Source organism: Pedobacter sp. KACC 23697 (assembly GCF_045348445.1).
Lineage (GTDB): Bacteria > Bacteroidota > Bacteroidia > Sphingobacteriales > Sphingobacteriaceae > Pedobacter.
Window position 1 is genome coordinate 4,936,436 of record NZ_CP157485.1, and the last position, 20,313, is coordinate 4,956,748.

Genomic DNA, 20,313 nt, shown 5'->3' on the forward strand with positions numbered 1-20,313 from the left:
TTAGGTAGTTTTAGTAATATCCAGGAATAAATTTTCGAGGTCTTTTCGTTGCTGATACAGACTGCTCACCACAAAACCATTCTGGATCAGTAATGTATTTAGTTCTCCGCTTTTTTGCGAAGAAACAAATGGTACCGTAATTACCTTTTCTGTTTTTGCTGCAACTTCATATCCCTGCTTTATTAATAAGGTACTTGCATTTTCAAGGTTGTCAACTTCTATTTCGAGCATGGGTTTGCTCAATAAATGAAGTTCGTTAATTGTACCCTGAAATAATAATTGGCCTTTATTTATAATGCCAACGTGGGTTGCTGTTCTTTCTATTTCGGCCAATAAATGGCTTGAAACCAGTATTGTTTTTTGATGTTTTGTGGCTAAATCGATCATGAGGTTCCGAACCTCAATAATACCATTCGGGTCTAATCCGTTGGTAGGCTCGTCCAGCAGGAGTAATTCTGGATCTGAAATTAGTGCCTGCGCAATGCCCAGGCGTTGTTTCATGCCTAGTGAATATTTGCTGGCTTTTTTATTTGCTGCTTCTGCCAAGCCTACCAGCGACAGCATTTCATCAGCTTTTGCTTTTTTGATGCCCAATAAGATACAACGGTTAACCAGGTTTTCTTTTCCTGTTAAATGACCATAAATGGCTGGTTGTTCTACCAAAGCACCTATGCGTTTAAGAATCGCTATACGATTACTGTTTATTTCCTTACCAAATATAAAAACCTGATCGGCTGGTGACTTCAATAGGTTCAGTAGGATTTTGATGGTAGTTGTCTTGCCAGCGCCATTGGGTCCTAAAAAACCATATATACTGCCTTTTGGTACTTGTAAAGACAGATCTTTTACTATAGCCTGGTTGCCGAAGTTATAGTTTAGACCTACCGTTTCGATAGCGTAACTACTCATTATTCCTATTTGAAAATAGCGGTTGCCTGTTTCACAATAGAAACAGATGTTTTTGCAGGCTTTACAGCTATGTCCGTATCATTCTGATTGGTGTTCACGTTAAGTGTTAAAATAATCATCATAAATACTGGTACTAATAAAAGTAAAAATGGCGATGTGTTGGCTAACTTTTTCATGATCGATAGTTTTATTTGAGAGATTGTGAAAAGCCCATCAGTAATTACGGTTTGATTTTTTAAGTTGATTGCTGATGATGTTTTCATTTTGTTTTCGTTTTGATGATTCAAAGAAACTCAAGAAAAATAACCTGCTAAAATCTATTATACCAAGTGTTCAAGATTCTAGATCAACAGACATTTTTGGCGTTTGTCGATAAAATCTGCCTATTGGGCCGTTGGTAGAAAAAAAAAGCCCGTTGGTAGATTGTATAGGTAAATCGATAAAACTTTATTTATTTTGGATGCATGAAAAGTGGTGTAGCTATACTTGTATGGCTCGCTGCTGTTTCTGGTAAATAATCTGTAAATGAAAGAAGGTAAAGGCGCTTTAATATTGCACAGTATTTTTTGGGCAACTATAGTGATAGGTGCAGTTGTAATTCTAATCACCACTGGCTCCGGAATAACGCTGAAGCGGGAGTTTATTTCATTCGGCGTATTCGGAATCCTAAATGTTTCACTTTTCTACATCAATTACATTTTTTTGATTCCGGAACTCATTAAAAGAAAAAAGAGGTATTGGCTTTATGTTTTTGCTTTTTTTCTGATGATTGCAGTCTTTGCCTTAATTAAGACAATCATTGCAGTCTTGTACCCTGCCGATATGATGATGGTGAGAGGAAAAGCCGCTGAATACAATGTAAATGAATATTACGCAGGTAAAGCTTTTGTTGGTGGCTTTTTCATGATCAGTAGCTGTATTATCAAATTCACTATCGATTGGTTTGCCAGCGAAAGGATCCAGCGTAACTTAGAGAGTGAGCGCCGTGAGATGGAACTTCAGTTTCTAAAATCGCAGTTAAACCCGCACTTTCTCTTCAACTCGCTTAACAATATCTATTCGCTGGCTTATCAGAAATCGGATAAAACAGCTGATGCGATTATGAAGCTTTCTGAAATTATGCGTTACATGATTTATGAAAGTAATACGCCAACGGTGGCCTTAAGCAAAGAAGTAGATTACTTAACCAGTTATATTGAACTGCAAAAGATCCGGTTTAAAGATGGTGCCTATATCGAACTAACTTTGAACGGTGAGATCGATAATCAGAAAATTGTTCCTTTGATGCTGATTTCTTTTGTGGAAAATGCGTTTAAACATGGTGTGGTAACTGATCCGGCAGAACCTGTAAAAATCAATATCATTGCCAACCAGAAGATTTTGCATTTTAGTGTAGTGAATAAAAAGAACCAGCAGAATAAAGATGCACAAGGTGGAGTGGGTTTAACCAATGTAGAACGACGGTTACAATTGGTTTATCCTGACAGATATAAATTAAATGTTGTAAATTCGGCTACGCATTATACCTGTGAACTGATGATCGACATATAATCCGGGATAACCAAACATAAGCCGGATTAGTGATTAATTAAAATAATAACCTCAAATGAACCTAAACTGTATTGTTGTTGATGATGAGCCTTTAGCGCTTGATATTTTACAGGATTATATTTCTAAAGTGCCTTTTTTAACCATGGTTAAAAGGTGCGAAAACCCTATAGAAGCTTTGCAGATTGTTCAGGGTGGGGGTATTGATCTGGTGTTTTTGGATATTCAGATGCCTGAGTTAACCGGAATCCAGTTTTTAAAAATTGCCGGCAATAAATGTCACTATATATTAACCACTGCTTACCCGCAGTATGCTTTAGAGAGTTACGACCTTAATGTTTCTGATTATCTGTTAAAACCTATTGCTTTTGATCGTTTTTATAAAGCGGTAGAAAAAGTACACAATCAGGTAAAACCGACTGAAGTTCCCGCCAGTGTAGCACAACCTATTGTTACACCTGCACCATTTTCAGGCTCGCCAAACCCGGTTCAGGATTATATTTTCGTGAAAACAGAACATAAGATCCAGAAAATTTACCTTCACGATATTTTATTCATCGAAGGATTAAAGGATTACATCTCCATTTTTACCAAAGATGAACGTGTAATTACGCTGCAAAGCATGAAAAAAATGGAGGAAGCTTTGCCTCAAAGTCAGTTTATCAGGGTGCATAAATCTTATATTGTAGCTGTGGATAAAATCGAAAGTATTGAGCGTAGCCGCATTACCATCAACCAGAAAATTATTCCTGTGGGCGATACTTACCGCGATGAATTTTTTAGGGTAATTGGGAACAAGAATATTTAGAGCGGTTGGCGTTAGGCGTTTAGCGTTTAACCAATTAACCATTTTGTTGCTACAGATTCATAGAAAAAGGGAATGTTTTACTAGAAATCTTTCTAGACAGATCTCTCCATTTCGCTGCGCTACATCCGATAGCTAGCTATCGGATTGAGATGAATACCATTCTATGAAAATGTACCTATGGTAGCGGAGTCGAAGATCCTTAAAGAGATTAATAAAAATTACAAAATATCAGGCTGCGCCATTGGCTGATCCAAAACTTTCCTGATCTCGTTTTCTATTTCAAGCGTAATCTCATTTGCTGGTTTTACTCCTGGTTCTATTGGTTTTAAAACCGTCCATTTTAAGGCATTTCCTGTGGTTAGTGGGAACATACCAAAGCGTACAATTTTCCATGAATTTTCTATAGCTACCGGAACGATCAAAGCATTGGGTACCACTTTTAATAGGGTAGCGATACCGCCAAACTGGAATGTTTTTAATTGTCCGTCTTTTGCCCGGGTTCCTTCCGGGAAAATAACAGTGCTCCAGTTATTTTCCTTCATTCTACGGCCAAGTTTGATAATTTCAGAAATGGCCTGCTTATTATCTTTCCGGTTGATATTTGCCCCGCCACCTAAACGCAGGTTAATGGATATGGATGGAATACCTTTGGTCAGCTCAATTTTAGAAATAAATTTTGCACTGTGTTTTCTTAAGAACCAAATTAGCGAGGGGATATCGTACATACTTTGGTGGTTCGCGGCAAAAATTATAGGCCTATCCGTTGGGAGATCGTATTCATTTTTAAAACTGATGGAGTTAAAAAGGAAAAGCTGGCAATAGGTTAGGAAAAAATTAAGGATATCAACCGAAACCTTATGTGCTTTATAGCCGAAAAGCTTGTAACAAAGCCATTGTATAGGATGGAAGATACAAAGGGTTAATCCAAATAAAAAATAAAATATAGGGCTTAAAATATATCCGAAAAGCTTGCTCATCTGGTTGATTAATGGATGGCAAAGATAATAATAAATTATACTGGTTCTTTGAAGATATACTTTTCTTCATACTTGATCTCAAACATTTTTAAGAAATTGTTATATTCCTCTATAAATGTCTTTTTTCTATGGTGTTGTTCCTGGTTTTGGATATATTGAATAACCTGTTGGACATGACTTTTTGAATAGGAAAATGCACCATAGCCTTCTTGCCAGGCAAATTTTCCTGAGCAGAATCCCTGATCGTTTATCCATTTTGAACTTTCTGTTTTTACATTTTGAATCAGACCAGAAATAGACTGGTGTGGACTCATGCCGATAAAAATGTGGATATGATCGGGCATACAATTAATCTGGATCATTTTATGGTTATTCGCCTGAAATATTCCAGTAATATACTTCAGAAGTCTTTCTTTCCAATCTGCTTTGATTAATGCAGCCCTGAATTTAACTGCAAACACAAGTTGGGTGTATGTATTTGGCATGGCATTCTAAATTAAATCAACATTAATTTCCTCTGAAACTTAAATTCCTAGTTATACTGTTTTCTAACTGGAATTTGTTCTCAGAACACTAAAAATTTTAGGATGATTTAATTTTAGGATTACGTCAGCGTTTTAAACAAACCTCTTAAAAACAATGATACGCTGTGTTTCCTGATCTTTTTTTAAATTAAAAATTATTTTTCGATTTTCAAAAACCTAGGTCTTTTATTCTCATGAAACGTTCCTAAGGAACGAGAATTATAATTGTATTGGTTTTCTACATAGGATTTGTTCCTACGGAACAGCATGTATTTAATTGTTTAGCGATTTAGCATTTGAGTTAATCTGTGAGCCAATATCTTGAATGATCAATGTCTCATAAGGTACATGTAAATCTGAGCCTAATTTGCTATGAAACCCGATATTTGGTAGTTAGAAGTTAAGTTAATCTGTAACCGAGGGCGTTGAACGGATGACGTATCATATGGCATATGTAAATCTAAACCTTAATTTGCTATGAAAACTGGTATTTAGCGGTAGCATTTGAGTTAATCTTTGAGCTAAGGTCTTGAATGATCAATGTCTCATAAGGTACATGTAAATCTGAGCCTAATTTGCTATGAAACCCGATATTTGGTAGTTAGAAGTTAAGTTAATCTGTAACCGAGGGCGTTGAATGGATGACGTATCATAGGGCATATGTAAATCTAAACCTTAATTTGCTATGAAAACTGGTATTTAGCGGTAGCATTTGAGTTAATCTGTGAGCTAAGGTCTTGAATGGATGATGTACCATCGGGCATATGCAAAGCTAAACCTTAATGTGCCATGAAACCCGGTATTTGGTGATTAGCATTTGAGTTAATCTGTGAGCCATGGTCTTGAATGATGTACCATAAGGCATATGAAAATCTAAGCCTTAATTTGCTATTAAACCTAGTATTTAGCGGTTTCGCATTTGCATTAATCTGTGACCCGAGTCCTTGAATGGATGATGTACCATAGAGTCTATGCAAATCTAAGCCTTAATTTGCTATGAAAACTGGTATTTAGCGGTTTAGCATTTGCGTTAATCTGTAACCCAGGGCCTTGAATGATGTCCCATAGGGACATATGCTAGGTAGAAAAATATGGAATATTTTTTATGTTCCGTTAGGAACATTTGATGGTTATGGTCATTACAATTCCCCGTTTAACATCATCAATCTGGCTCTCAGGATTGCTGCTACGCTTATCGAGTCGGTAATTCTCCCATCCAAAACCATTTGGTAGGCCTCATGGAATGGTAATTTCTTTACAATGAGCTGTTCTGTTTCTTCTGGCATGGCAATGCCCTGAATGAGGTCAGTAGCTACATAGATAATACTTAATTCGTCGCTTACTGAGTTAGAAAGGTGCATCCTTTGGATCTCTTTCCAGTTTCGGGCACTCATTCCAGTTTCTTCCAGTAATTCCCTTCTTGCACTTTCTAATGGTGCTTCGTGGAAGGGCCCACCACCTTCTGGAATTTCCCAGCTGTAGGCATTTAGCGCATATCGGTATTGACCAACCAGCCAGGTATTGTAGGTTTCATCTAATGGAAGAATTCCGATGGCCAGATGCTTAAAATGAACGGTACCGTAAATTCCCTGCCCGCCAGATGGGTTAATAACCTGATGTTCGGTTAAACGGATCCAATTGTTATCGTATTTTACTTCGCTTTCCAGCGTTTTCCAGGGATTGATCTCTTCCATGACCGCAAGATAAGCAATCATCTTATTATTTCTCCAAAAGCAAAAAAAGAGCCTAGAAAATCATTTCTAGGCTCTTTGCTTATTAAAATGACCCTTCATCAGGACGGTTGTCCTGCTCTTCTTTTTTCTTTTTATTCGTACCGGTAAATGTAGTTTTCCCAAAGCGGTAAGAAAAAGTTAAATTTCCCATTGTTCCCTGAAACTGGCGTTCAAAATCAACAATGGTGGCCCTATCTTCAGTGGTCATGCTCCATCTCCTGGTATTAAATATATCTCTGACATTGAAACTTAATGATGCTTTTTTGTTCGGGAAATCGTATTTGGCGCCACCGTCAATTCCGTACATGGCATTGCGTTTTCCCTGAGCCATCACTTCTGGTGCCCTGTAATCGCCGCGCACCTGTACAGATAAATTTTTAACTACCGTTAAATTTCCGGTCAGGTTGGCATTCCAGCTAAAGCCACTGCTTGATGGGATGTCAAACCGTGCATCACCAGCAAATCTGGCCTGATACAGGTTTACGTTTGTGGTAAAATTTAAAGCTTTAATCAGGTCAAAACGGCCAATTAATTCCAAACCACTGTTGATCTGGTTTGACAAGTTTTGAGGCGTTGAAGTAATAATTCCATTAACCGGCGTACTTCTTACGCGTTGGATCACATCATTGGTTTGACGGAAATATAAGCTTGAGGTTAAGGTTACTTTTTTCCAGTATTTGCTATATCCTAATTCAAAAGAGTGTACATCCTCCGGTAATAAATTCGGGTTACCACCTCTGTAGTTTAATGGATCAGAAACATCCAAAAATGGATTGGTATCCCACGGGCGCGGACGGTTTACACGACGGGTATAACTCAGTTGAAGCTGATTATCACCTTTCAGTTTCTGCGTTAAGAACACACTTGGATATATTCTTTTATAGTGGATATTTCCTTCGGCAGTGGTTAATACGTTGTTCGTATAGCCTTCCAAATGCGTATCTAAACGTGCATCTTCTCCTCTTAAACCGATCTGATAACCAAAATCCTTAATCTGATTCTGGTAATTGAAATACAGGGCATGAACCTGATCTTTACTATCAAAGCCATTGATCAGCTTGTTATTGCTGATATAAATACTGCTGTTGGTTAAGATCGAATCGGCATATTGATCATTTTTTCCTAAGCGGATCTGGCTACGGTAACCCACTTCAATTTTACCCGCTTTACCTACAGGCAAGGCATAATCTGTTTGGATATTGTAGTTGGTGTTGTTACCGGTATTAAATACACGCTGTAAACTTAAAGTTTCATCAAGAGGTACACCATTACGGTTAGTGGTATTGGTGCTGTAAAATTGATCGTTATTATTGGTGCCATAAGAATAACCAAAATTAAAGCTTAGTTCTTCTTTCGGTTTCTTAAACTTCTGTACGTAATCTAAATTTGCATCATAACTTGATCCAAAACCGTCGGTGTTATTCATCCTGTTGCTAAGTAGAACTGGCAATTGGTTTTTATCTAATTGTCTGATGTCGAGTTGATCGTTACGCTCATTCTCTCTTGAATTAAAACCACCCGATAAGCTGATCACACTTTTAGGTGCTAAATAATAATCTATACCTGCTTTGGCGTTGTGTCCTTTATCCAATGATCTGGAAACTGTATTTTGGCTGGCAAACCTTGTTCTTAATGAATCTGATTTATAAGTAATGTCCTGAAAACCTCCTCCAATGCGATTGCCATAACGATAGCCATAGTTTCCATAAATGTTGACCTTGCTGTTCTGGAAACTTAAGTTGGTATTGGCATTATAGTTATCGCGATTACCTGCAGTAAGGGCAACTGAACCGTTAAAACCAAGTTTGGTATTTTTCTTAAGTACAATATTAATAATACCTGACTGGCCTTCTGCATCGTATTTTGCCGAAGGATTGGTAATAACCTCAACACTTTCGATAGAGCTGGCCGGGATTGACTGAAGAATCTGTGCCACATTACCGCCAGCAATTAAAGATGGCTTTCCATCAATTAATACTTTAACACCTGAAGAACCGCGCAAACTCACATTACCATCCATATCGGTAGAAATTGAAGGCACATTCTGCAATAGATCGCTTGCAGAGCCACCCTCGCTGATTACGCTCTGATCTACAGCGAAAATCTTTTTATCGATGCCCATTTGCATGCCTGGTTTTTGTCCGGTTACGGTAATTTCACTCAATACATTTCCTTTTGCAGGATTCATCTTGATCTCGCCAAAGTTTAAGGTACCGGTTGTAGCGGTAATGTTTACATTATCCCTCACCATGGTTTGATAACCCACAAAACTAATTTTAAAAGTAAAGGTTCCGGTAGGGAGATCAGTCATGACAAAAGCGCCATTTACATCGGTTTGAGCTATTTTTGCATTTTTGGCCGTAGCTTTATCAATCAAAACTGCTGTAGCAAATGGAATGGTTTCTTGTGTTTTTGCGTCTTTAAGTACTCCGGTAATTTTTGCCTTTCCGCTTGTTTGTGCCAAAAGGTTAAATGATAAGCTTAAAAGTAAAAGGGTAATCTGTATAGTTCTTGATTGTAAAAGTCTCATTAAAAATAAAATTTCGTGTGTTTTTATAAAGGGAGACAAAGTAACGGCAACTAAGTTTAATAAACGGGCCGTAACTATTTTATTACAGCTATTTTATAGTAATATTTTTGTGGGCAATTTTCGGTTTAAAGTTAATAATTGACACTTTTCGGTTAACAGTATGCAATTACCGGTTTTATAAAAAGTATAAATGAATATTACAATTGAACGATTTACAAAATGTTACTTTTGTTCATTACATTGAGCATAAACGAACACATGAAAAAAATATTAATTGTTGATGACCTGCACCCGGTATTTAAAGAACATGCCATTGCCATGGGTTACGAGGTAGATGATGAACCACAGATAACCCGACAACAAACTTTAGATAAAATAAAGGATTATACAGGTATTGCCGTACGTACGAAATTCCGGATCGATGCCGAGGTCTTTGCCGCTGCTACAAATTTAAAATTTGTGGCCAGGGCAGGGGCTGGTTTGGATAATATTGATGATAAAATTGCCTTTGAAAGAAATATCGAACTGATTAATGCACCTGAAGGCAACTGTGATGCTGTTGGCGAACATGCCATAGGTTTGCTTTTATCGTTAATGAACAATTTTCGCAAGGCCGATACCGAAATTAGAAACGGTGTTTGGGATAGGGAAGGAAACCGTGGTTACGAATTAAAGGGCAAAAAAGTCGGGATTATCGGTTATGGTTTTATGGGACAAAGTTTTGCAAAGAAACTAGCGGGTTTCGAAGTAGATGTAATGGCTTATGATAAGTATAAAACCGGTTTTTCTGATGCTTTTGTCCGTGAAGTAAGTATGGAGGAAATTGTGAAATACAGCGATGTGCTGAGTTTACATATCCCTTTAACGGCAGAAACCAAACAACTGGTTGATGATGAATATCTCTTTCATTTTAAAAAGCCGATCTTTTTTATCAATACAGCCAGAGGAGAAATTGTAAATACCACTGCAGTACTGAATGCAGTTAAAAACGGAAAAATTTTAGGGGCTGGATTGGATGTGCTGCAAACAGAAAAATTCCCTGCATTAGGCGAACAGCCTTGGTATGATGATTTAAAGCATAATAATCAGGTGATTTTAACGCCACATGTGGGTGGTTGGACATTTGATTCATACCGTAAGATTTCGGAAGTTTTGGCGGATAAACTGCGTAAGATTTAGTCCCTGCATGACAAATCAAGCTATTAATTCAAGAGATTATATTAAAAGTATCGATTTCGGATATGTTGAAACCTATTCCTTTCAACAAAATGCCTATTACGCTGAAACGACTAGAAATTCTGGTACAATATCCTGGCATGATCAACGTATTACTGATCCGGATAAAAAAATAAGTCCTTCTTCAAGAAAAATTAGTTCATTTAAATGTACTGATGCTGAGGGAATCAGATTGATTCGAATTTTGGAAATCGATGTGATGAATCTGCCGGCGTGGATGTGTGCGCCTATTTACAGGGATGCTATCGTATTTTATAATAAAGATCGTGAAGTTGTTTCCGCACTTAATATATGTTTTGAATGTTTGTATATGGAAAACAATATGGGAATTAATATTGAAGCAGACGAACGTACATATGATCTGCTTAAATCATTCCTGATTTCAAAAGGACACGAAATCAGGTCATAATTTTACTGAAAGATAAATACCTTACTGGGTTCGAAAATCTTTAAGGTAACCTAAAGAATTCCTGAAGTTCTTTTGCGTATGGGCTCGGTAAGCCTTTGTTAGCTAAACCTGATAGCACGGAAAGCCCGCAGCGCAGCGAGGACTTGGAGAGATAGCAGGACTTTCGGAACCGAAACACTGCCGGACCCTGCTTTTCAAAATTAATTATTTACCTTTTTAGCCATTGGTACATCTAAGCGATAAAACCCGATGGTATTCAAAAAAGTAATTTTATTTTCCTAAATTGGCTATAATCTAACCAGTTTTATTATGCCGAAAGATCATTTATATTCAACCACCATTACCTGGACGGGCAACAAAGGATCAGGTACAATGGATTATCGTTCTTACGACCGCGATTATGTAATTTCAGTAAAAGGTAAAGCTGATATTGCCGGTTCGTCTGATTCTGTTTTTTTGGGCGACAAATCTAAATATAATCCTGAAGATCTGTTATTGGCCTCTATATCAAGCTGCCATATGCTCTGGTATTTACACCTGTGTTCCAAAAACGGAATCGTAGTTATTGACTATAAAGATGAAGCGGTAGGTACAATGGAAGAGTCGGCTGATGGAAGTGGCCGTTTTAGAGAAGTTACCCTGCATCCCCAGGTGTTAATTGCCGATCAGGCACATTATGAACTGGCAGAATCGCTACATCATGAAGCCAATAAAATGTGTTTTATTGCCAATTCTTTGAATTTTCCGGTTAAACATGAGCCGGTTATCAGTTATTAGTTTGCAGTTTTCAATTGGCAGTTTTCAGTTGGCAGTTGATATAACTGCCAACTGAAAATTGGTAACTGTTAACTATTTCGCTTCCCAAACATTGTCTTTTGGCGTAGCATCTACATAAATGCCATTATCTAAAGTAACTGATTTTACTTTTCTAGCCGAATTCAGCACGATGTTCAGCTCTTTTTGATTGGCTTTCCAAACTGCCGGACTTTTGTGCATGGTTTCAGTTTTTCCATCGGTATAGGTAACCACTACATCAAATGGAATAGCAAATCCGCCCACATTTTTAACCGTTAAGGTTGATTTTTCTTTTGCCGTCGTTACTTTGCTAATGGCTAAATCGAGGTAGTTATTTGTGAAGAACCAATTCTGGAAAAACCAGTTTAAATTCTGTCCGGAACCTGCATTCATGGCGTTAAAATAATCCCATGGAATAGGATGTTTCCCATTCCAGTTGCTCATATAGGTGTGCAATGATTTTTTAAATAAATCATCTCCCAGCATATCTTTAAGCGCCAGATAAGATAATGAAGCTTTCCCATAAGAATTATTTCCATAACCTGCGCCTGAAACCTGATCAGACATCGAAATGATGGGCTGGTCTTCTTCTGTAGATTTATCGTTGATATAGTTGTTCACTCTAAATTTCCTGTAAAAATCGTCAGCAGCCTGTTTGCCATGCTCGGCAATTCCGATTAAATATTCGAATGTGGTCGCCCATCCTTCATCCATATAGGCGTAACGGGTTTCGTTAATGCCCATGTAAAAAGGAAAATAAGTATGTGCAACTTCATGGTCCTGAACCAATTGTGCAAATATAGGGTCGCCAAATTGCGAATCGTTTACCATCATCGGATACTCCATATCTGCAAAACCCTGAAAAGCAATGGTTTTTGCATAAGGGTAGGGGATGCCTGGCCAATTGTTTGAGAACCAATCTAAAGCATTAAGATTGTACTTCACCGAGTTGATAAAATCTGTTCCTGTAGTTGGGTTGTAAGCAGCCTGGGCACTTGCACGGCGGTTATTTTTTTTATCTACAATTACACTTGCACCATCCCAAACATAGTGGTTGCTCAGGGCAAAAGTAACATCGGTAATGTGGTTTACCGCAAATTTCCAGGTATTCCAATCTTTTTGCTGTGTTACTTTACCATCTTTCATTTCCTGCTCGGTGGCAATATGGATCACTTCATCTCCATTATATGATTTTTTTAAACGGGCTGAAATCTCCGGTTGTAATACCTCATCCGGATTCAGGAAATCGCCGGTTGCATAAACCACATAGTTTTTAGGCGCTTTGATCGTGAATTCGTAATCATTAAAGTCATTGTAGAATTCAGCCCTATCGGTATGTGGAATGCGGTCCCATCCGTTATAATCATCATATACCGATATACGCGGGTAGCTGTAAGCCACAAAAAAAGAATTTGGATCAATCTGTCCCTCGCGTCCGCTTTCTTTTGATAAGGGATAATCCCACTCTATTTTAACCGTGATTTTAGATTTTGGCAATAAAGGGTTTTTCAACGTAACATTACCAACCGTTCCCCAGTTTTTGCTGTCCACCTTATATTTCTGACCATCTACCCAAAAGGCCTTAATATTTAAACCTGTACTTAAAAAATCTTCGCTTACAGCACCACTTCTTGGTGAGGTGGGTTTATGCAGGTTATTTACAAATCGGATGGCCAGGTTTTTTAAGGTGTCTGAACTGTTATTGCTGTATAAAATTTCTTCTTTACCGCTTACCACTTTGGTTTCTGCATCTACCTGGATATCCATATTGTATTTGCCATGATTTTGCCAATAATTTGGGCCAGGTTTCCCGTTCATGGCACGTGTACCTTTAGCATAGGCTGCTTTAATATTCCGGGGCATGTAAAGTTCCTGTGCAGAAACTGTATATCCACTCAGGCAAACGAGCAGGGCAATAGAGAATAACTTTTTCATTTTTAAGAATAATTTAAGCTAAATTAAAATTAATGATTGAATTTTGAATGCCTGTATGATTGAATGTTATGTAAATGATTGATTTCTCTAACGATGAAAACAGTTTGGTGTAAAAAAAGGATTGTGAAATCTAAAATTCCGTTAAATCTTAATCTTTTATTTGCTTTTGTAATTTCCACATTTTATCTTCGTTATAATTGAAGCAAGACTATGTAGCAAACCAACTATATAGTCTTGTTTGTTTTTTATAGCGTTTGAACAAAATTAATAGAGCAATGACAGAGGTAACCTACTACACCCAAGAAGGGTTAGATAAATTAAAAGAGGAAGTTCATTATTTAACCACCACCGGTCGTCAGCTAATATCTAAAGCAATTGCAGAAGCAAGGGATAAAGGTGATTTATCGGAGAATGCTGAATACGATGCCGCAAAGGAAGCGCAGGGATTGCATGAAGCAAAAATAGCAAAATTAAAAAATACGTTGGCAAATGCCCGTTTAATTGATGAGTCTAAATTGGATTTATCAAAGGTATTGGCATTATCTATTGTAAAAATAAAGAATGTTAAAAACGGTGCAACCATGACTTATCAATTGGTGGCAGAAAGTGAAGCCGATTTAAAAACTGGAAAAATTTCTGTTAAATCACCAATTGCACAGGGTTTGTTGGGTAAATCAGTAGGCGAATTCGCCGAAATTGAAGTACCTGCAGGTAAAATGCAATTCGAAGTTTTAGAAATATCCAGATAAGCGGATAGCGTTTGGCGATAAGCGTTAATCGCCCACCGCCAAACGCTTACCTTAACAGCCCGGCTCCTTCCACCTTCCACCTTTTAACCTTCCACTTTATGACTATCTTTTCTAAAATCGTTGCAGGTGAAATCCCTGCTCATGTTGTTGCTGAAACTGTAGAATATTTAGCATTTTTAGATGTTTCGCCATTAACGGCCGGCCATGTGCTGGTGATTCCGAAAATTGAAGTGGATTACCTCTTCGATATGAAAGAAGATCTGTATGTTGGTTTATGGATGTTTGCTAAAATTGTGGCAAAAGGCGTAAAATTAGCTTTTCCATGCAAAAAAGTGGGCGTTTCAGTAATTGGATTGGAAGTGCCGCATGCGCATATTCACTTAATTCCAATGAATAACGTGAGCGATATGAATTTCAGCAAAGAAAAATTAAAGCCAAGTAATGAAGAACTGGCTGAAGCCGCTGAAAAAATTAAACAAGCCTTACTAGAGGTATAAAAAAGGCCGGCTGTGTAAAAACAGCCGACCATTCTATTTGTCCAACCCCAAATATTTTTATTGTGCAGGAGCAGCAGTAGCATTTAGTTGTAATACCGGCCAGGTTAAACCAGGCCCTCTGCCAATTACTATGCCCAGGTTATCTCCTCTTTTCACATCTGATACCCAGTAGTATAATGGCCATCCTTTATAGGTTAATTGTTTTTTACCTATTGTGGCTACTGTAATTACGCCAACATCAGCTTTTGCAATAGCCGAGGGCACACTGAGTACTTCAGATTCGTAAACCGGCCAGATACCTTCTTGTGTAGTACTCTTGGTGTAAGTATTTATGCCGTTTTTATCTGGCGCAAAAGCATATAGGGTACGGCCTTTGCTATCCGTTAAATAAATGGTTTTTCCATCGCCTACTGCGTAAGTGCTGGTGTAATTGATGCTGTTTCCGGTTAATTGTGCATTAGCCAGCATTAAAGAATAATCGGGCTTTGCTACAAACCATGTTCCGCCAACTCCATCCCCTTTAATTTCACCCTTTGTGGCGTCACCGGCAAAATAATATAGTGGATAACCGCGATAAGTACTCTGTTTACGGCCATCCGCACGGGTAACTTCACCAACTTCAGCTTTGTTCAGGTTTAAATCTGTACTGGCATCGGCACTGTAATAAACCGGCCAATTGGTTTCACAGCCGCCTGCGCAGGTTGGCGCTCCTGCAGCATCGTTAGCAAAAAAATATAGGGTTTTGCCATCTTTATCTGTTAAAACTGATCCGAATTTGACATCGGTTGCCAATTGGATTCCCTTATTGTTGTTAACAGGTGGAGTTGTTGGTTCGTCTGAACTGCTTTTTTTACAGGCCGTAAATACTATGGCAATACACAGCACAGCCAATAGATTTCTTTTTAAGTAGATTAGCATAGATTTTTGTTTTTAGTTTTAACTTTAATAAAAATTGATATGCTGCTATTACGCTCACAAGTTGTAAATAGTTGCCTGTAGAATGGATATTTTTCGACCAAAACGAACGAAATAAAATAATTTAAAAAAATAAATTTTTAAGGCAACCTTTTGTTGGCCCTTACCGTAATTTGTGTTGAAAGGAGAACTTGTGACCGCTAAGCGCGATAGTGAAGAAATTATACAAAAGTATATCCAGGGCTGTATTAGAAATGAAAGAGATAGTCAAAAAGCGCTATATCAACATTTCTATAGCTTTGCTATGGGCATTTGTTTGCGTTATGCAAACGATCAGTTGGATGCTGCGGGAATATTAAATGATGGTTTTTTTAAAGCTTTTAAGCACATTGCCAAATATGAACCTACCAAAGCTTTTTTACCCTGGCTTGGGCGCATCATCACCAATACCGCTATCGATTATTATCGTGCCAATCTAAAATTTGCAGATCAAGTAGATATTAGTGATCATGAAAATGTAGCGCAGGTAAGTTCTGTATATGATCAGTTGGCTTACCAGGATTTATTGGCACTGGTACAAGAACTAAGTCCGGGTTACCGTACCGTATTTAACCTATTTGCTATAGACGGATATACGCATGAAGAAATTGCTGAAATGCTTGGGATATCGGTAGGTACATCAAAATCTAACCTGTTTAAGGCAAGGCAAAAATTACAGGAAATGTTAAAAGCTACGGAGGCGAAAACTTACCAGGTAAGGGGTTCGGAAGTAGACAGGAACCTTTTACAGGTCAGGTTAAACACAAATATGCAATGAAAGAGGGAAAAGATATAGATAAATTATTTAAGGATGGATTGGAAAATCCCGACCTTCCTTTTAATGATTTAGATTGGGATAATCTGGAGGAGAGATTGCATCCATCACCAAAAAAGAGGGTAGTGCCGCTCATGTGGCTAACTGCTGTGGCTGGTATAGCTGCATTGTTGCTGGTGGTGTTTTTGTTGGTTAAACCAGGTGCTGATCAGTCTAAAAACAATCTGGTTAAAGCTAAAACAGAAAAAAATAAGATAGATAAGTCATTAAATGATAAACCGGATTTAATTAAAAAGCCGGCAGACGAAGCCACTTCTGCCGAAAACGGGAGAGAAAGATTATTGCTCGGCTATAATAATTTACATAAAGCGACCAATGCGCAAAAGGGATCTGAAACACAATTTAAACAGACAATTTCCCCAAAAATTATAGAAACCGGCAGCGATCATAGTAACCAATTGGTTAACATCGTTTATAAACCGGAAATAAGGACTGAAACGGAACCAATAGAATTTGAACATCAAAACCTGGTAGTTGAGCCTGTTCATGGTAAAACAACAAAAATTAAAGATCCGATTTTTAAGAAAAAATCACGATGGGTATTAAGCATTCTTGCAGCTCCAGATTTAACCAGTGTACAAAAGTCGGGGCAAAGTAGCTTAAGTGGTGGTTTTGGCCTGGAAGCCACCGTAATCCTGAACAGAAAATTAAGTGTTACCACAGGGGTATCTTATGCAAAGAAAATTTACAATTCGGATTTTAATTTATATAAACCCAATACAGACTATGTATTTGGCATAAAACCATCAAATATCCATGCCAATTGTGATGTACTGGACATTCCAATCAATTTAAACTATAAAGTTTTTGATAACCGGGGTAATTCTATTTCCGTAAGTACAGGTTTATCCAGTTATTTAATGTTAAAAGAGAAATATAGCTTTTCTTACAGTGGCACTTATCAGGGGCCTCAGGATTTCGAAGTAAGGAATGAGAACCAGCATTATTTGGGTATTGCCAATATTGGTGTGGAGTTTCAGCACAGAATCAATCAGAATTTAAGTATCAGTGCTAAACCTTTTATGAAAATTCCGTTAACGGATATCGGTTATGGAAATACCCGGCTTTCATCAGCAGGCGTGGCCATTTCGGTAAATATGAATCTGTTTAAAAAGAATTAATGTTTAATGTTTCGAATGGGGTCTGGTAAAGGCACAAAATCGGTTTCTCCGGGTACAGGTTTAAAAGTTTGTTCCAGCCATTTTATTTTGGCTTTTTCAATCAATTCCCTGTCAGAGGCCACAAAGTTCCAGTAAATAAAACGTTCTTCGGGAAAAGGTTCGCCCCCGAAAATGTAAACGGTGGTGTTTTCGTGCATGGTAAACTGGCACAGCTTGGCATCATTGGCAATCAGGATTAAACGCGGTTCAAAAATATTTCCATCGCTTTCAATTGCCCCCTCTAAAATGTAAAGTGCGCTTTCGCCAAATAAATAATCGCCAATGTTTACCTGTTGTTGTTTAGTGCTTTTTAATTCTAAAAAATATAAAGGACTGTATACCGGAACAGGAGATTGATGACCAAAAGCTTCTCCGGCAATTAATTTAAAATCAACGCCATCCTGAGTCCAGCCTGGAATATCTGCCCCTTCAACGTGGCAAAACTCCGGTTCCATTTGTTCCAAATCTTTAGGTAAGGCCACCCAGATCTGCAGGCCATGGAGCATTTTATCGGTATGCCTAAGGTACTCCGGGGTTCTTTCTGAATGTACGATGCCACTGCCAGAGGTCATCCAGTTTACCTGCCCGGGCTTAATTACAATATCTGATCCCAAACTGTCTTTATGCGTAATCTCGCCTTCGAACAAGAAAGTTAAGGTAGATAGACCGATGTGGGGATGGGGCGGAACATCGAGATTTTCATGATCACTCATTGCAGCAGGCCCCATATGGTCAATAAATGAAAATGGCCCAACCATACGTTTCTCTCTGAAAGGCAGCAGTCTGCCAACCATAAAATTGCCAATGTTTGCGGGCCTTTCTTCGATAATGAGTTTAATGTTCGACATGTGACAATCAATTTTTTGATGACGTGAATTTATGGAAAAAGACTGGGATTTAGATTGAAATTCTATTCGTCACGTCATTTCGAGTGAAGTGCAACGGAATCGAGAACCCGAAGGCTCAGCGAAGCTAAATCTATAAGAACGGCATTTAGTGATGTGTATTCTCGAAGGAATTGAAATAAAGATTGTATACGTTTCAGATGGAAACATCTGACCCTACAGAAAAATTGATTGAGGTGACAAAGTTTGGTCTTTTAATTTTATTTGGAAAGCAGTAACAGAAGCTTTTAGGCAATTGTATTTCCGCTCCCGCTTCTGCTCCCGATGAAACCTGTGAAACAAGCAAGTACCACACCATATAACAACAAAAATAAGTGATTAAATCGGGAGCATCCCGCTTCGATCGGGTTTAGATGGCTACGGCATTGCTACTATCAGAAGTGAAATAAACCCTGCCGACAGCGTTATCCCGAATTTTTCAGTCGGATTAAGCAAAGTGCGGGGCTGGAGCAACCGAAGTATTACAGGTATTGCTTTCATAATTATCCAAAAAGATTCCGTGCCTTCAGTATTTCCGTGGCAGAAAAATTTTTATGTACAGGATGTTACCATTTGACTGGCTAAAAATGGTATTCAGAAATTAGAAAGAGCGCAACTCCACAATTAAGATTTAAGATGTGTGTCAGATGGTGACTCTGATACCACCAGAAACTAAAAAAGCATCCCTTTCGGGATGCTTTTAAACTTAAAGAGAAAAATAAGGTTTTTATACCAATTGCATTAAAGCTTCTTTGCTAAAGCCTTTCAGTTCTTCCATGCGGTTATGTTTAATTTTTTCTACCCAGTTTGGATCTGCTAAAAGCGGACGGCCAACAGCTATTAAATCGAAGTCGCCACGGTCCATTCTACGTACCAGTTCGTCTAATGAACTTGGCTGCGAACTTTGACCCGCGAAAGCGCCAAAGAAATCGCCATCCAAACCAACTGAGCCTACCGAGATGGTGGTTTTTCCTGTTACCTTTTTCGCCCATCCTGCAAAATTTAAGTCAGAACCTTCAAACTCTGGCTCCCAGAAACGGCGCTGCGAACAATGGAAAATATCAATTCCGGCCTCTGCCAGTGGTGTTAACCATTGTTCCATTTCCTGCTCATTTTTGGCCAGTTTAAAATCATAAGCAGCTGGTTTAAATTGTGATAAGCGGATAATCAAGGCAAAATCTTCACCAACTCTTTTCCTTACCTCTTTAATGACTTCAACGGCAAAACGGGTACGCTCGGCTAAGGTTTTACCCCCATAAATATCGGTGCGGTTATTGGTTGCATCCCAGAAGAACTGATCGATCAGATATTGGTGTGCTCCATGTATTTCAACCGTTTCGAAACCTAAAGCTTTGGCATCAGCTGCTGCCTGACCAAAAGCAGCAATGGTATCGGCAATGGCCGCGTCTGTCATCGGTACACCGTTTTCGAAACCTGGACTATTAAAAGATGATGGGCCTTCAAATGGAGCACCCGGCAACCAGCCAGACGCATGGTTTGCATGAATACCCTGGTGCCAGATCTGCGGACCCATTTGCCCGCCAGCCTGGTGAACTTCATTAATGACCTGTTGCCACCCTGCTAAAGCTTCGGTACCGTAAAAATGTGGAATGTTTGGATCTGAAGAAGAGGATGGGCGGTTGATTACCGTTCCTTCTGACAAAATTAAACCTACTTCTCCGGCTGCTCTTTTTGCATAATAAGCTGCAACCTCAGGTGTGGGCACTCCACCAGGAGAGAAAGACCTCGTCATAGGCGCCATAACAATTCTATTTTTGATATTTAATGTTTTAAGGCTAAATGGCCTAAATAAACTATCTGTGTTCATAT

Annotated in this window: 19 protein-coding genes; 9 read left to right on the forward strand and 10 right to left on the reverse strand. The window is 38.4% G+C overall.

Features of this window, described 5'->3' with window-relative positions:
* Together ABEG20_RS20120 and ABEG20_RS20125 are read right to left on the reverse strand one after the other, a co-directional pair.
* Complete coding sequence (locus ABEG20_RS20120) at nucleotides 1-909, reverse strand: ABC transporter ATP-binding protein (RefSeq protein WP_406825013.1); 909 nt, start codon at nucleotides 907-909, stop codon at nucleotides 1-3.
* A gap of 5 nt (nucleotides 910-914) precedes the next feature.
* Nucleotides 915-1,172: a hypothetical protein gene (locus ABEG20_RS20125; RefSeq protein WP_406825014.1), complete on the reverse strand. Its 258-nt coding sequence runs from the start codon at nucleotides 1,170-1,172 to the stop codon at nucleotides 915-917.
* A gap of 262 nt (nucleotides 1,173-1,434) precedes the next feature.
* On the opposite strand from ABEG20_RS20125, the gene ABEG20_RS20130 reads away from it, so the two are divergent.
* Complete coding sequence (locus ABEG20_RS20130; RefSeq protein ID WP_406825015.1) at nucleotides 1,435-2,460, forward strand: sensor histidine kinase; 1,026 nt, start codon at nucleotides 1,435-1,437, stop codon at nucleotides 2,458-2,460.
* A 55-nt stretch (nucleotides 2,461-2,515) separates the two neighbouring features.
* Complete coding sequence (locus ABEG20_RS20135) at nucleotides 2,516-3,265, forward strand: LytR/AlgR family response regulator transcription factor (RefSeq protein WP_406825016.1); 750 nt, start codon at nucleotides 2,516-2,518, stop codon at nucleotides 3,263-3,265.
* A 218-nt stretch (nucleotides 3,266-3,483) separates the two neighbouring features.
* Here ABEG20_RS20135 and ABEG20_RS20140 read toward each other — a convergent pair whose 3' ends face one another.
* From ABEG20_RS20140 to ABEG20_RS20155, 4 genes are all read right to left on the reverse strand, one after another.
* Nucleotides 3,484-4,242: a lysophospholipid acyltransferase family protein gene (locus tag ABEG20_RS20140; RefSeq protein WP_406825017.1), complete on the reverse strand. Its 759-nt coding sequence runs from the start codon at nucleotides 4,240-4,242 to the stop codon at nucleotides 3,484-3,486.
* Nucleotides 4,243-4,277: 35 nt separating this feature from the next.
* A complete protein-coding gene (gene tnpA / locus ABEG20_RS20145; protein ID WP_406825018.1) occupies nucleotides 4,278-4,727 on the reverse strand; it encodes an IS200/IS605 family transposase in 450 nt (149 codons plus the stop codon).
* A 1,178-nt stretch (nucleotides 4,728-5,905) separates the two neighbouring features.
* Nucleotides 5,906-6,460, reverse strand: coding sequence for an NUDIX domain-containing protein (locus ABEG20_RS20150; RefSeq protein ID WP_406825019.1), 555 nt, complete (start codon nucleotides 6,458-6,460; stop codon nucleotides 5,906-5,908).
* 82 nt (nucleotides 6,461-6,542) lie between these two features.
* Complete coding sequence (locus tag ABEG20_RS20155; RefSeq protein ID WP_406825020.1) at nucleotides 6,543-9,029, reverse strand: TonB-dependent receptor domain-containing protein; 2,487 nt, start codon at nucleotides 9,027-9,029, stop codon at nucleotides 6,543-6,545.
* A 258-nt stretch (nucleotides 9,030-9,287) separates the two neighbouring features.
* On the opposite strand from ABEG20_RS20155, the gene ABEG20_RS20160 reads away from it, so the two are divergent.
* From ABEG20_RS20160 to ABEG20_RS20170, 3 genes are all read left to right on the forward strand, one after another.
* Nucleotides 9,288-10,208, forward strand: a complete 921-nt coding sequence (locus ABEG20_RS20160; protein WP_406825021.1) for an NAD(P)-dependent oxidoreductase — start codon at nucleotides 9,288-9,290, stop codon at nucleotides 10,206-10,208.
* Between the two features lie 7 nt (nucleotides 10,209-10,215).
* Nucleotides 10,216-10,674, forward strand: a complete 459-nt coding sequence (locus tag ABEG20_RS20165; RefSeq protein WP_406825022.1) for a hypothetical protein — start codon at nucleotides 10,216-10,218, stop codon at nucleotides 10,672-10,674.
* A 309-nt stretch (nucleotides 10,675-10,983) separates the two neighbouring features.
* The gene (locus ABEG20_RS20170; RefSeq protein ID WP_406825023.1) at nucleotides 10,984-11,451 is read left to right on the forward strand and encodes an OsmC family protein; all 468 of its coding nucleotides are present in this window, start codon (nucleotides 10,984-10,986) and stop codon (nucleotides 11,449-11,451) included.
* Between the two features lie 72 nt (nucleotides 11,452-11,523).
* Here ABEG20_RS20170 and ABEG20_RS20175 read toward each other — a convergent pair whose 3' ends face one another.
* Nucleotides 11,524-13,404 (reverse strand): M1 family metallopeptidase, encoded by a 1,881-nt coding sequence (locus tag ABEG20_RS20175; RefSeq protein ID WP_406825024.1) that lies wholly within the window; start codon nucleotides 13,402-13,404, stop codon nucleotides 11,524-11,526.
* Nucleotides 13,405-13,679: 275 nt separating this feature from the next.
* Between ABEG20_RS20175 and greA the strand changes: the two genes are divergently transcribed.
* Nucleotides 13,680-14,153: a transcription elongation factor GreA gene (greA, locus tag ABEG20_RS20180; RefSeq protein WP_010603520.1), complete on the forward strand. Its 474-nt coding sequence runs from the start codon at nucleotides 13,680-13,682 to the stop codon at nucleotides 14,151-14,153.
* Between the two features lie 98 nt (nucleotides 14,154-14,251).
* The gene (locus ABEG20_RS20185) at nucleotides 14,252-14,650 is read left to right on the forward strand and encodes an HIT family protein (RefSeq protein ID WP_406825025.1); all 399 of its coding nucleotides are present in this window, start codon (nucleotides 14,252-14,254) and stop codon (nucleotides 14,648-14,650) included.
* 57 nt (nucleotides 14,651-14,707) lie between these two features.
* Here ABEG20_RS20185 and ABEG20_RS20190 read toward each other — a convergent pair whose 3' ends face one another.
* Nucleotides 14,708-15,568: a hypothetical protein gene (locus ABEG20_RS20190; RefSeq protein WP_406825026.1), complete on the reverse strand. Its 861-nt coding sequence runs from the start codon at nucleotides 15,566-15,568 to the stop codon at nucleotides 14,708-14,710.
* Between the two features lie 175 nt (nucleotides 15,569-15,743).
* Between ABEG20_RS20190 and ABEG20_RS20195 the strand changes: the two genes are divergently transcribed.
* Entirely contained in the window at nucleotides 15,744-16,382 is a 639-nt protein-coding gene (locus ABEG20_RS20195) for an RNA polymerase sigma factor (protein WP_406825027.1), read from the forward strand.
* Nucleotides 16,379-17,560 (forward strand): hypothetical protein, encoded by a 1,182-nt coding sequence (locus ABEG20_RS20200; protein ID WP_406825028.1) that lies wholly within the window; start codon nucleotides 16,379-16,381, stop codon nucleotides 17,558-17,560. The genes ABEG20_RS20195 and ABEG20_RS20200 overlap by 4 nt, the downstream gene beginning before the upstream one ends.
* On the opposite strand, the gene ABEG20_RS20205 is transcribed toward ABEG20_RS20200, so the two are convergent.
* Both ABEG20_RS20205 and ABEG20_RS20210 read right to left on the reverse strand, forming a co-directional pair.
* Nucleotides 17,557-18,447 carry a pirin family protein gene (locus ABEG20_RS20205; protein ID WP_406825029.1) on the reverse strand — a complete coding sequence of 297 codons (891 nt, stop codon included), beginning with the start codon at nucleotides 18,445-18,447 and terminating at the stop codon, nucleotides 17,557-17,559. The genes ABEG20_RS20200 and ABEG20_RS20205 overlap by 4 nt on opposite strands.
* A 763-nt stretch (nucleotides 18,448-19,210) precedes the next feature.
* Nucleotides 19,211-20,311, reverse strand: coding sequence for an NADH:flavin oxidoreductase (locus tag ABEG20_RS20210; RefSeq protein WP_406825030.1), 1,101 nt, complete (start codon nucleotides 20,309-20,311; stop codon nucleotides 19,211-19,213).
* Nucleotides 20,312-20,313: the final 2 nt, after the last annotated feature.